Genomic DNA, 13,177 nt, shown 5'->3' on the forward strand with positions numbered 1-13,177 from the left:
CCCGTCATCGCGCGGCTTTCACGCGGCTTGCGGCATAGACTCGCGGTGGCCGAATGCCCTGGCAGGCTCCACTCGGCCGTATTCCGTGAATACCTAAGGGAGCGCGTGGTCATGATCGAGGCCGTCGTGGGAATGCGCGTGAATGAGGATCGCCTGTCACCGTGGTGGCTGCGCGCCGTGCTGGTGGTGATGGTGATCGGTTTTTCCACCTTGCTTGCCGTCACCGTGCTGGCGTATCGGAACGCGCCGCCAGTTCCTGCGCAGGTGGTCGGCCCCGATGGCGCCGTGCTGTATACCGGCGACGACATACGCGCCGGGCAAGCGGTTTTCCTGAAATACGGCCTGATGGACAACGGCAGCATCTGGGGCCACGGCGCCTATCTTGGGCCGGACTTCGGGGCCGAAGCATTGCATCGCATGGGCACGGCGACCGAACAGCATCTCGCGCAACAGCAGTACCAGCAGCCGTGGGCGTCGCTAGATCCGATGCAGCAGGCCGCCGTTCAAGGACAGACGGCCGTGATGCTCAAGACCAATCGCTACGATCCGGCCAGTGACCGCCTGTCGCTCACGGCACCGGAAGCGAAGGCTTTCGAACAGGAGGCCGCCTATTGGACCGGATATTTTCAGGAGCCCACCCGCAACGCAGGACTCAAGCGCGGCTTGATCAGCGACCCGCAGGAGCTGCACCAGTTCAGCGCCTTCGTCAGCTGGGCGGCCTGGGTTTCGGTGGCCAACCGACCCGGTCATGCGTATTCCTACACCAATAACTTTCCGTTCGATCCTGCAGTCGGCAACGTGGCGCCAAGCGGTGCACTGCTGTGGAGTGCTCTGAGCCTGGTGATGCTGCTGGGCGGCATCGCCGCGGTGCTGCTCGCGTTCGGTAAATTCGACTACCTCGGCTGGATCACGCGCGGCCACCGGGCCACGCCTCAGGTCATTCCCGGGCAATCGAGCCCCGGGCAGCGTGCGCTGGCCAAGTTCTTCGTGGTGGTGGCGTTGCTCTACCTCGCGCAGACGCTCATTGGTGGCGCGGTAGCGCATTTCCGTGCCGACCCGGGCACCTTTTATGGCTTCGAGCTGGAGCGCATCTTCCCCAGCAACGTGCTGCGCGTCTGGCACCTGCAGACCGCCATTTTTTGGATCGCCACCTCCTATGTCGCGGCGGCCCTCTATCTGGCGCGCTCGCTGCGCCGCGACGAGCCAAGCTGGCTGCCCATGGCGATTCATCTGCTGTTCGCCGCGTTCGCGGTGGTGATCGTGGGCAGCCTGCTCGGCGAGTGGGCCGGCATCTCGCAGCTGCTGGGGCGCTGGTGGTTCTGGCTCGGCAACCAGGGCTGGGAATACCTGGAGCTGGGGCGGATCTGGCAGTACCTGCTGGTGGTTGGCCTGCTCGGATGGTTCGCCCTGCTCTGGTATCTCGCGCGCCCGCGCGATGTGGTGCAGGTGGAAGCCCGCCCGCTCGCTCGCGTCTTCCTGTTCGCCGCGCTGTCGATCCCCGTGTTCTACCTGCCCGCCCTGTTCTTTGGCGCCGAGACCAACTACACGGTGGTCGATACCTGGCGCTTCTGGATCATTCACCTGTGGGTGGAAGGCTTCTTCGAATTCTTCGCCACCACCGTGGTGGCTGTGGTGTTCTACCAGCTGGGACTGACGCGCCTGACGACGGCCATGCGGGTCATTTATCTCGACGCGATCCTCTACTTCCTGGGTGGCCTGATCGGCACCGGGCACCACTGGTACTTCAGTGGCCAGACCCAGTTCAACATGGCCCTGTCCGCGCTGTTCTCAGCGCTCGAAGTGGTGCCACTGACGCTGTTGACGCTGGATGCCTGGGACTTCGTGCGGACCACCCAGGGCGGGCGCGATGACCAGGGAGGGGTGCTGCGGATACCGCACAAGTGGACGTTTTATTTCCTGATGGCCGTTGGCTTCTGGAATTTCGTCGGTGCCGGCGTGTTCGGTTTCCTGATCAACCTGCCGATTGTCAGTTACTACGAAGTCGGTACCCAGCTCACGCCAAACCACGGTCACGCCGCCATGCTTGGCGTGTTTGGCATGCTTGCGCTGGCCTTGTTGGTATTCGTCATTCGGCAAACCACCGCCGAGGCGCAATGGCCTGCCGTCGAGAAGTACGTCAAGGTCGGATTCTGGGGCGTCAACATCGGCCTGGCCATGATGCTGGTGATGAGCCTGTTTCCCAGTGGCGTGCTGCAGGTCTGGGATGTCATGTCGAACGGTTACTGGCACGCCCGCGGCTACGACTACGTCAATGCGCCGCGCTCCCGCCTGATCGAATGGCTGCGCATGCCCGGCGACCTGGTAATGATCGTGTTCGGCGCCGTGCCCATGGCCATGGCCGCGATCAAGGGCTGGTGGCTTTCGCGTTATCCGCTTCAGCCCTGAGGCGCGCCGTTTGCCGCCAAAGAGGCAGAAGTGCGTCAGCTCGCCGCGAGTGCCTTGCGTACGGCGTCCACGAAGGTCGGATCGACTCGTCCGATCACCGTGGTGCGCGCAATGATGCGCCCGTCGGGATCGAGCAGGATCAGTTCGGTGGAGTGATTGAAGTCGCCGTCGGGCAACTGACGGTACTGCAGGCCCAGCAGTGCGGAAAGCGCGCGCACGTCCTGCGGCTCGGCGCGGGCCAGGGTCCAGTGCGGCGCATCGAGCTGGCGCTTCTGGGCGTACTGCTGCAAGGCCGCCACGTTGTCGCGCGCCGGATCGAAGCTGACCGCGAGCAGATCCAGCTTGTCACGCGCAGGCTCGTCCAGGGCTTTGCGTGTGGCTTTCATGGTGTCCACGGTCATCGGGCAGACCATGGCGCAGGACGTGTAGAACATGGTTATCAGCTGCACGCGCCCGCGGCGTTCGGACAACGTCCAGCTGTGCCCGCCCTGATCGGTGAGCTTGATGCCGAGCTGATAAATCGAATCGTTCGGCAGCGGCGTCGCCGCCAGTGCCGGGCCGACCAGTAGCAGGCAAAGCCAGGATATCAACAGGCGTCTCATCGAATGCCTCACTCGGGCCGCGCGCAGCGGAAGCCCAGGTTGTTGGTGGTGTCCGAGGCCTTGAGCGCGGACAGCATGGCCACGCGCATCAGGGTGGCGTAGTTTTCCTTCTGCTGCATGTTGGCGGCGCCGGCACCGCAGAAGCGCACCTTGTCGGCGCCATCCTGCTCTCGACCATCGCCACTCACCAGCAAGGCGTTGAAGTCGTCCACCCATTCCCACACCAGGCCATTGAGGTCGCGCACGCCGTGCACGTCCGCGTCACCACCCACCAAGGGCAGCGGCGTGTTTGACGGACGGCTGTACCAATCCAGCACGCGGTCGCGCCAGGCGGGATCGCTGCGGGCATCGGCGCGATGCGCGTCGGCGGCCGCGGCGTATTCCCACTCGTACCATGAGGGCAGGCGCGCCTGCTCGCTCTCGCAGAAAGCCTGTGCCGCGAACCAGCTCACCCGCGTCACGGGTTGCTGCGGCAATTCGCTGGCACCCAGCGCATCGGCGCTGGCCCAGCGCGATAAATACTGGCCATCGGCGAAGACCGGCGCCACGCGATCACGTCGCCACTGCGGATGCGCCCTGACGAAGGCCAGGAACTCGGCGTTCGTCACGGGCTCGGTGCGCAGGCGAAACGGCTTGATCTGCGCCGGCGCGCTCTTGTTGTCGGCTGCGATCACGCTGGCGAAGCTGCCGCCAGGCAAGGGCACGTAGTCCGCCGCCAGCGACGCCGACGCCGCACACATGCCCATGACCAGCCACCACCCACGCATGACTATCGAACCCATCAGTGCCCTGCCGCAGGTGTCGGCGCGGGCTGCGCGCGTACCTTGGCCACGTCTTCCTTGGTGATCTGCCCACCTGGGTTGCCCCAGCTGTTGAGCACGAAGGTAAGAATATTGGCCACCTCGTCGTCGGTGAGCTGACCCATCGGCGGCATCACCGAATCGTACTCCTTGCCGTTGACGGTGACCTTGCCGGTGTGGCCATGCAGGGGGATGCTGATCAAGTCGTCCTTGCTCAGCTTGGCCAGGAAATCGGACTTGGCCAACGGCGGAAACACCCCTTCGAGGCCTTCGCCATTGGGCTGGTGGCAGACCGAGCAGGTACCGGCGAACAACTCCTTGCCCGCGGCGATCTGCTCGTCCTTGCTCAGCGTGCCGCTGGCATGCGCCTGGGCGGCGACCGCCACCGCCTGCAGGTTCGGCCCGGCGCGGTCACCCAGGTAGACCGAGTCCACCTCCTTGCCCGAGTAGATCGCCTTGTTCTCCGGGCCTTCCACCTTGAGGATGCCCAGCGCGCCCTTGTTGAAGGCGCGGAAAATCGAATGGTCGACCAACACGTAGCTGCCCGGCACGTCGACATGGAACTCGCCCATGATCGCGCCGCCAGCGGGAATCAAGGTGGTTTGCACGTTCTCCTGCGCGTGCGTGCCACCTTCGAAGTAGACCTTGTCGAAGATCTCGCCGATCACGTGGAAGCTGGAGACCAGGTTGGGCCCGCCATTGCCCACGAACAGGCGCACGGTTTCCCCGGTCTTGGCGGTGAGCGCGTGGTCGCCGGTGAGCGAACCCTCGTGGCCGTTGAACAGCACGTAGGTCGGATGCTCATCGATGGCCTTGTCCATATCGAACGGCTGGTGACCCTTCTCGCGGTACTTGCCCGTCGTATAGAAGTCGCCCTGCATCACGTAGTACTCGTGGTCCACCTTGGGCAGGCCTTCCGGCGGCTCGATCAGGATCAGGCCGTACATGCCGTTGGCAATGTGCATGCCTACCGGCGCAGTCGCGCAGTGATAGACGTAGATGCCGGCGTTGAGCGCCTTGAAGGTGAACTGGCTCTCGTGGCCCGGTGCGGTGAAGCTCGACGCCGCGCCGCCGCCCGGACCGGTGACGCCATGCAGGTCGATGTTATGCGGCATCTTGCTGTCCGGCGAATTCTTCAGATGGAACTCCACCGTGTCGCCCTGGCGCACGCGGATGAAGCTGCCGGGTACCGTGCCGCCGAAGGTCCAGTAGGTGTAGGTGACGCCTTCGGAAATCGGCATCTCCTTCTCGATCACTTCCAGGTCCACGATCACCTTGGCCGGATGATCGCGATGGATCGGTGGCGGCACATTCGGTGGTATGCCCAGCACGGCATGGATGGGTTCGCCCTGCGGCGGACCGAAATCACCAGGTACCGATGTCGCGGATTTCGCTGGCGCGCTGCTGCTCGCCGCGGTGTCATTCGCCGTCTTGCCCGAACAGGCCGCCAAGGCCAGCATGCAGCCGGCCACCCACATGGTCATCAACTGCCGCTTCATCGTAACGCTCCCCTTTCGGATTCCCGTCACGCAACCCGGCATGCTCACCGCCCAACCATGCCGGCCGCGGGAACGAAGTGAATGGAAATAAGCGGAACCTTGCGCCCGCTGGCGTGAGCGACCCGTCAACGCGGGGCGCTGCCTCTTGGAGCGAGCTCCCATCTGCCCTGCAAATGGTCGGCCCACCCATATGACACGGGCAGGCCCTGCTCGACCCTGGCGGGCATGGCTAGGATGGCTTTCTGGATTTCAGAGGAGGATGAATCCGGGTACCCAAGTAGTGTCCGGCCGCCTTCGGTGAACTTGCCTGGCTCGGCGGAGGCGAGGTGATCCTTGACCACGTCGCTGAGTGCGAAGACTTTGATGGGCCAGCCTACCCGTCACTCAAGCGGCTGGCATTGTCTGGGCGTCTCCCGTGCGCCCAAGGTCCATGGCAGACCGTAGCTACCCTACCTCCGGTAACAAGCGCCCATTGGCGCCGCTGGACGGTCGCGCGAGCTCAGTGCCTCTGCTGCTGGCAATCCTCGAGGTCCGCTGTGCATTGCGGAATCAGCTGGTCGACGCACATTCCATCGACATCAACCCGACGGCACGGCTGCCAGGTTAATGCCGTTCTCTGCGGCCTTCTGCCGAGTGAGGTCGGTTATGACCACTCCCTTTGCCATCAGATAGTCCGCGAGATGCTGATTCTTGCAAATGACGGCTGCTGTAAGGGCATTGAAGCCTTTTGAGTTCGGAGGCGTGTCCAGTCGAACGCCAGCGGCGACCAGCGCGTAAACATTCGATGCTTGATCATGGAGTGATGCTGCTTCGAGTGGGCTGAGCACATTGCCGTCAGCTCTGAGATTTGGATCCAGTCCATGCGCCATCAGGGTCACCAAAGTAGCCGTGGAGTCGTATTGAACGGCCCATGACAGCATCCTCAGGGCATTCTCTTCCCGGATCTGCGCTCCTTTTTCGAACAGCCTATTGAGCAGGTCGGCATCGTCCGCGAGGACAGCCATGTCAATCGCGTTCATCTGCTGGCCGTGCAACGGCATTGACGCGTTGGGATCAGCCAGTGAAGCGGCTATTTGAGCCAACCTCTCTCGGTCAGCCATCTCGTCTTTGGCCGCCTCCCCGTGACAAAGGCCTCGCTGGAGTGCGCGTGTCAGCACGTTCGAAACGGTATCCGAAGTCGGATCCGACGGATCGGATGCCCTCGAGGCTGACGACAGCACAAGCCCGATCGACAATACGGCAGCGCAACACGACATCCTGCTCATGATCACCCCTTAGGAATTGGACCAGCTTCGTTCGTCGTGGCTGATAAGGAAGCACGCGAACCCACCCGATGGCTTGCGCGCAACTCTATGGTGTCTGCTTCGAGTTGCGGACTAACATCTATCCAAATCACGCAAGCGATCAAGCGGCTTTAGTCTGCGGAGCGCCGCCATCTGACGAGCAGCGCTCCGGCAAACCTCAGAACCTCCAATCCAGACTCAAGCGCGCGGACTGATCCGAAGCGCGCTGAGCAAACTGACCTTGGTAGCTGGCATCCACCGAAACGTTGGGCGTGATGGTGAAGCTGATGCCCGTGTTGAGCACGCCGGCATTGCGCGCCACCGGCAGGCCGGCGATGTCGAAGCTGTCGCCACCGGCGGCAAAGCGCATGGTCGCGCCGGGCACCGTATCGCCCCAGGCGTGCTGCCAGCCCAGGCCCACGTGCGCGTGCAGGCCGTGATCTGCCCCCCCGAGGTCGAAGATGGTCCGCAGGCCCAGCGTACTGTAGCCGAGGGTGCTGTCCTGCGCGGCCACATCCAGCGTGGCGGGCATGCCGTTCTCGTGAATCGTCGGCGTGCTCAAGCGCTCGACGGCCAGGTTCGCGAACGGCGCCAGCATGGTGCGGCCCAGCGCAATCGGCCAGCTTGCATCGACATAGCCCTGCGCGGTGTTGGCGCGGTAGCTGCTGCCTGCACTGCCGCCGAAGGTGCCAAAACCGATGAAGCGGTTCGTGTCCACCTTCTGCCAGCCGTAGATGACGCCCCCCTGCCACTGCAGCGGGCCGGTCTGCATGCTGCCGTACAAGCCCAGGTGTTGGTCGACCATGTGGGAAGACGCACCCAGCGTGGCGATGCGTGCCGTGCCTTGACCGGTGCCGATCACCGCGCCCAGCCGCGCGCTACCACCTACCGGCAGGTCGCCCCCGATCAGCAGGCCACTGCCGTCGTCACTGAGGTCAGATGCATTGCCATCGCTGTCATGGCTGCCCCAATGCCCCCAAACGGCAGTCCAGGCGGTGACGCCGTGGTCGTCGGTGACATTCAGGCCGTTCGCATTGTTGTCTTGACCGGCAAGATGCTGGTTGATCGCTTCGCGCACGTAGTGATCGTTGTCGGCAATCGCCGTGCGGGTCGAGGCGTGGATTTCGCCGGAGAGCTGATCGAAGGCGTGGCGGGCGGTAGCCGCGTCCAACACCACCAGCGCATCATAGAGGGGGCTGCTTGGACCCAGGGCGTTCGTCGCCGTCGCCACTGCCCGCTGGTTGGGCGTCTGCGCCACGGTGGCGAAGCTGATGTCGTTGCGCTCCAGTGATAACGTCACCGCGTTGGTGCCATAGCTAAGTACCGGCTCGAGAAAGGCCAGGTTGGCGCTGGCCGAAGCGAACCGGCCACTGACGCCACCGGCGGCGGTGAGCACCGTGTAGCTGGTGAGCGGCGCCCAGTTGCCCGCATCGGCCAGCACCAGCGCCGTGCCCGCGAGGCTGGCGGTGCCGCCGACGCTCAGTAGACTGGCCTGACCACTGGGGGTCGCTTCCACCTCAAACACACCGTTGGCGAGCTGGGTGTAGTTGCCCTGGATGGTGAGTGTGCCGATCGAGCCACCCGCCCACAGCGTGCCGCCGTTACTGACGTTGCCGCCAATCGTGCCGTGGCCGCGCAGCGTGCCGCCACTGGCGACGGTCACGTTGCCACCCAGCACGGCCGCTGGCGTGCTTGCATCGCCCACTTCCAGCGCGCCTGCCTGCACGGTCGTGGTGCCGGTAAAGCCATTGCTGTTGCCGTCCAGAATGAGTGTGCCGGCGTTCTGCACCAGTGCGCCGCTGCCGGAAATCGCACCTGGGAATTCAAGCGCATCGCTGCGGAAAAACGTGAGCACGCCATGGGCGCCGATGGTCACGTCGCCGGTAATGGAGCCTGCGGTCCCGTTGTTGCCAATCTGCAGCGTGCCTTGATTGATCGTGGTACCACCGGTGTAGCTATCGGTGCCAGTAAGCACCAGATTACTCGCGCCGTTCTTGATCAATGCACCTGGTCCGTCGATGTTGCCTGACGTGACGAGGCTACCGACGGTGTCAAATGTGCCGCTGCCTGCCAACGTGATGTTGCGCGCCGAGTTGAACGAGGCTGTGTTCGCCAGCGTGCCGCCGTTGAAGGTGAGACCACCCGACGCGTCACCCAGGTTGGCATCGCTCGACACCGACAGCGTGCCACCATTGATCGTGCTGCCACCGAGATACGTGTTGTTGCCCCCGAGAGTCTCGGTCCCGCCGGCCAGCGTGAGGCCACCGTTACCCGTGATGGTGCCGCCGAAATGGCCAGCCGCATTCGTCAGCGTCAACACCTGGTTGCCGAGGCTCACCTTGCCGTTGCCATCGAGTGAGACGATCGACGCGCCACTGCTGGTGCCCGAGATATCGAAGATGGCGCCGCTGGCGACGTTGACGTCTGACGAATGGGTCGGTGCGCCGCTGCCCGACAAGGCCAGCGTGCCGCCATTGATCGCGGTGGCGCCGGTATAGAGGTTGGACCCGGCCAGGGTTTCGTTGCCGCTGGCGAGGGTAAGCCCGCCGGCGCCGGCGATCGTACCGGCAAAGTTGCCGCTGGCCTGGGTCAGCGTGAGCGTCTGGTTGCCGAGATTGACGAAGCCACTGCCGTCGAGCGACGTGATGGACGCACCACTTGTGGTGTGGCTGATGTCGAAGGTGGCGCCAGTCGCTATATTCACGTCCGCGGAATGGGCGATGCTGCCGCTGCCTGATAAGGAAAGGGTGCCGGCACCGATGGTAGTTGTCCCGGCGTAGGAATCCGCACCGGTGAGCACCAGCGTGCCTGCGCCGCCTTTTGTGAGGCCGCCACTACCCGTCAACGCCTGCGCCACCGTGAACGCATTAGCAGCATTGTCGATGTCAAAGCCGCCACCTGCATTGCCCCAGACAATGTTGCGGGCCGTCTGGTTGAACGTGGTGCCGGTGACTTCCAGCGTGCCGCCTTCGAAATCCAGCGGATTGGTGCTCGCGCCGAGGTTGGCATCGGAGGACACCGCCAGGTTGCCGCCACTCAGTGTGGTCGTGCCGGTGTAACCATTGATACCGTTGAGAACCAGCGTGCCGCCATCGGTCTTGTTCAGGCCATTGACGCCATCCAGTACATTGTCGATGGTGGCGATAGCACCGCTGCTCACGCGAAGGACCGGCGCTACGCCACCCTGCCCAACCAGATTGATGGCGCCGCCCGTCACATGGTAGCCGTCACTGACGAACTGGATGCCGGTGGCGCCGACCGTGCCGTTGGTGTCATCCACTGTCACCGTGCCTGATGCGCCACCGAAGATCGCAAAGTCCGGTTGCGGCGACATCGGCCCGACAAACTGGCCGGTGGTGTCGGACCAGGTGTTGGAATTCAACGACCACGTACCGCTGCCGCCGCCCATTTGGCTTGCGCTGGCCAGCCCGTTCGCATTCCACGCCGCCAACGTGAGGCCAAGCGTGTCGACCAGATTGATCTGCTTGGTGACGGTGAGTATCTGCAATGCCATGCCACTCGGCGGCGCAAAACCGCCGGCGGTGATGTTCAACGAACCACCCCAGTCGAAGAGGTTGTACAAGCCCGGCCCCATGCTGCCGAGATTGTTGACGTTGAGGGTGGCGCTGTCGATCGACAGGCTGCCGTTCACTACAACGTGATCGCCCTGGCCAGGCGTGCTGAAGTTGGGACCGGGCGAGCCGAAGTCGAAGTTCAGCTGCGACCCGGCACCGATGGTGAGATTGCCATTGACGGTCAAGGTGCCCGCGGCGAGCGCACTGCCCGGCGTGAGTGAAGCACCGTTGGCAAGCACGACACTACCCTGCACGCTGCCGTAACCGCCAAGCGTGCCTCCGTTGACGCTGACATCGCCGCCCAGGGCGGCTGCGGTGTGCAAGCTGTCGCCAATGAGCAGCGTGGAACCGGAAGCCACGGTGGTAAGACCGCTGGCCGTGTTGACGCCGTCGAGGGTCAGCGTGCCTGGGCCATTCGTGGTCAGCGTACCGGCGCCAGAGATCACGCCGACATAGATGCCGCTACTGCCTTGGTTGAACACCAGTGCGGCGTTATTGACGATATCGCCTTGCAGGCTGCTCGTATTGCCTTGCAGCGTGCCGGCGCTGATCGTCGTGCCGCCGACATAATTGTTGACTCCGGTCAGCACCAGCGTGCCGGTACCGGTCTTGGTCAATGTGCCGATGCCGGAGACTGTGCCGCCATAGGTGCCATTGGCGGCCTGGTTGAACACCAGTGCAGCGTTGTCGGTGATGCTCCCCTGCAGGCTGGTCGTATTGCCTTGCAGGGTGCCTGCACTGACCAACGTGCCGCCAATGTAGCTGTTGACGCCGATGAGCGTCAGCGTGCCCACGCCCGTCTTGATCAGCGCGCCGTTGCCGCTGATGCCGCCCGATACCGCCAGGTCGGCATTGGTCTGCAACGTGCCACCGGTGTTGACCAGGCTAATGTTGCGGCTGGTCGCAAACGCGCCATCGGTCTCCAGCGTGCCGCCGTTGAGGGACAACCCAGCGGTACTCTGCCCCAGGTTGGTATCCGCAGAAACGACGAGCGTACCGCCGTTGAGTGTCGTAACCCCGGTATAGGCGTTGGCACCGGAGAACGTCTGCATGCCGCCATTGAGCGTGACGCCGCCGATGCCGACAATCGTGCCGCCGAAATTTTCGTTAGCAGCGTTGTCGATCACCAGCGTATGCGTGCCCAGCGTCACCGTGCCGTTGCCGGACACACCGGCGATCGTAGCCGTCGTGCCCGTGGTACCGCTGACATCGAGGGCGCCGCCATCGAGAACATCGGCGCCCTGGAAATTGCCGTTGCCCGTCAGCGCCACCGTGCCCTGGTTGATGGTCAAGGACCCGCTGAACGTGGACGCGTCACCTGAAAGCGAGAGCGAGCCGGCGCCATCCTTGATGAGCTGACCCATGCCGCTCATCGAGCCGGCGAAGCTACCCGTAGAAGCCTGGTTGAAGTCCACCGCTGGCGTTCCGATGCCATTGCTCACGAAGGTCAGATTGCCAACGAGGGCACTGCTGTTGCCGGTTAGCACACCTTGCTGGATCGTCCAGTCGATGCCCGCGTTGCCCGTGCCGGTCAGTGTCCAGTCGCTGTTACCGGTCTTGGTATTGCTGACGAAGCCATTGATCAGTGCGGCATTGAGGGACCCGTTTATGCCGCCCGCCAGCGTAAGGATGTCGCCGCCGTTGGTGTTGCCGCTGATACTCTGGATATTGCCGGTAAACGAGGCGCCCGACAGTACCACCAGCTGGTTGCCACCGCCGGAGAAAAGCACCGAATCCGCCTGTGTGGTGCCGTTGCTGCCACCGGCAATGGTGCCTTCGTTGACAACCGTGACTCCACCCCAGCCGCGCACGCCAACACCCGGCGTGCCGTCCTGCGCGCTCGGTATCGGGGAGACGGTGTTGGCGTTGCCGCCGATGATCAAGCCCGCGTTCTCCAGCGATGAGCCCGCACCCACAAGGTTGACGCCTGCGCCACCACCACCGTAACCACCGGGCAGGTTCCCGCCGTCCTGATAAATCCCAGGGCTGCCTCCGAGGCCGCCGATGATCGAGCCGGTAGCGTTGTTGGTGACCGCCGCTCCGGCGCCGAGCACCAGCAGGCCATCACCGCCGGCGCCACCACTGCCGGCATAGCCGCCATTGCCGCCGGCCCCGCCAGCGCCACCCAGCAACCTGCCGGTGTTGATGAGGGATACGCCACCCGCGCCCGCCGCAATGATCACACCCGCGCCACCGCCGCCACCGCCACCCGGGTCGCCGTTCGTGGCGTTGCCATTGGCCGCCGAGGCGGTCGCATCACCACCCTTGCCGCCCATACCGCCGGCGATGGTTGTGGCACTCCCCACGAAGGGCGCCGAGCTGCCGTCGTTGATGTAAACGCCGGCTCCGCCGCCACCGCCGCCACTGCCGACAACGCTTGCTCCCGACTCGGCCTGGCCCGCACTGCCGGTACCACCGGTAACGGACGCGGCGACGCCCGCTGAACCGATGGCCCCTGCGGTGCCGCCGGCGCCGCCGATTGCCGTGATATTGGTCGAACCTACGTTGAAGATCCCGTTCGCGCCATTGCCACCCGTGCCGTTGGTGGCGGTGCTACCCGCGCTTTCGCTGGTATTGGGGTTCCACACGATCGCATCGCCGCCGTCGCCGTTACCAGCACCGCCAATCGGGCTGCGACCGGGGCGTCCACCGATGCCGCCCGCCGCACCGCATCCCGAGGAGGCGCTTGGCGTACAAGTCTCGCTCCATGCCGGCGCGGTCACACAAGCCAACGCCAGGGCGGCAATTGCCAGCGCAAGCGGATGGCGGCGCGGGACGCGCGTACCGGATGCGCCGGAAGACGAACCCCGCGTTCGCGTGAGTTCGGACGTCACCTGCACGACCGCCAGCGACCCATTCCATACGAGTCTGTACACACGGTTCATTCGATTTTCCCCTGTCATGCGCCGCATCGCTCGGCTGGCGTGCGATAGCGGTTCGGATTCGCGGCCATTCAACGCCGCCGATGGAGCCCCTGACGCGAAAGGTTTTCGCGCACCAACGTTCACTGGC

Annotated in this window: 6 protein-coding genes; 1 reads left to right on the top strand and 5 read right to left on the bottom strand. The window is 64.3% G+C overall.

Annotated features, from left to right (window positions below; all coding sequences use genetic code 11):
• Window positions 1–111 precede the first annotated feature (111 nt).
• Window positions 112–2,406 (top strand): nitric-oxide reductase large subunit, encoded by a 2,295-nt coding sequence (locus tag OUZ49_RS12875; RefSeq protein WP_266150849.1) that lies wholly within the window; start codon window positions 112–114, stop codon window positions 2,404–2,406.
• A gap of 35 nt (window positions 2,407–2,441) precedes the next feature.
• Here OUZ49_RS12875 and OUZ49_RS12880 read toward each other — a convergent pair whose 3' ends face one another.
• The 5 genes from OUZ49_RS12880 to OUZ49_RS12900 form a co-directional block, all read right to left on the bottom strand.
• Window positions 2,442–3,008, bottom strand: a complete 567-nt coding sequence (locus OUZ49_RS12880) for an SCO family protein (protein ID WP_266150850.1) — start codon at window positions 3,006–3,008, stop codon at window positions 2,442–2,444.
• Window positions 3,009–3,016: 8 nt separating this feature from the next.
• Window positions 3,017–3,775 (bottom strand): formylglycine-generating enzyme family protein, encoded by a 759-nt coding sequence (locus tag OUZ49_RS12885; protein WP_266150852.1) that lies wholly within the window; start codon window positions 3,773–3,775, stop codon window positions 3,017–3,019.
• Window positions 3,776–3,789: 14 nt separating this feature from the next.
• Window positions 3,790–5,307 carry a copper-containing nitrite reductase gene (gene nirK / locus OUZ49_RS12890; RefSeq protein ID WP_266150853.1) on the bottom strand — a complete coding sequence of 506 codons (1,518 nt, stop codon included), beginning with the start codon at window positions 5,305–5,307 and terminating at the stop codon, window positions 3,790–3,792.
• A 578-nt stretch (window positions 5,308–5,885) separates the two neighbouring features.
• Window positions 5,886–6,572, bottom strand: a complete 687-nt coding sequence (locus OUZ49_RS12895; RefSeq protein ID WP_266150854.1) for an ankyrin repeat domain-containing protein — start codon at window positions 6,570–6,572, stop codon at window positions 5,886–5,888.
• Between the two features lie 196 nt (window positions 6,573–6,768).
• Window positions 6,769–13,050, bottom strand: a complete 6,282-nt coding sequence (locus tag OUZ49_RS12900) for an autotransporter-associated beta strand repeat-containing protein (protein ID WP_266150855.1) — start codon at window positions 13,048–13,050, stop codon at window positions 6,769–6,771.
• Window positions 13,051–13,177: the final 127 nt, after the last annotated feature.

Source organism: Dyella halodurans, assembly GCF_026283925.1.
Lineage (GTDB): Bacteria > Pseudomonadota > Gammaproteobacteria > Xanthomonadales > Rhodanobacteraceae > Dyella > Dyella halodurans.

Excerpts from the sequence above, each read along its gene's own strand:
- OUZ49_RS12875 (WP_266150849.1), top strand. The coding sequence starts at position 112 with ATGATCGAGGCCGTCGTGGGAATGCGCGTGAATGAGGATCGCCTGTCA.
- OUZ49_RS12895 (WP_266150854.1), bottom strand. The coding sequence starts at position 6,572 with ATGAGCAGGATGTCGTGTTGCGCTGCCGTATTGTCGATCGGGCTTGTG.
- OUZ49_RS12880 (WP_266150850.1), bottom strand. The coding sequence starts at position 3,008 with ATGAGACGCCTGTTGATATCCTGGCTTTGCCTGCTACTGGTCGGCCCG.
- OUZ49_RS12885 (WP_266150852.1), bottom strand. The coding sequence starts at position 3,775 with ATGCGTGGGTGGTGGCTGGTCATGGGCATGTGTGCGGCGTCGGCGTCG.
- OUZ49_RS12900 (WP_266150855.1), bottom strand. The coding sequence starts at position 13,050 with ATGAACCGTGTGTACAGACTCGTATGGAATGGGTCGCTGGCGGTCGTG.
- nirK (WP_266150853.1), bottom strand. The coding sequence starts at position 5,307 with ATGAAGCGGCAGTTGATGACCATGTGGGTGGCCGGCTGCATGCTGGCC.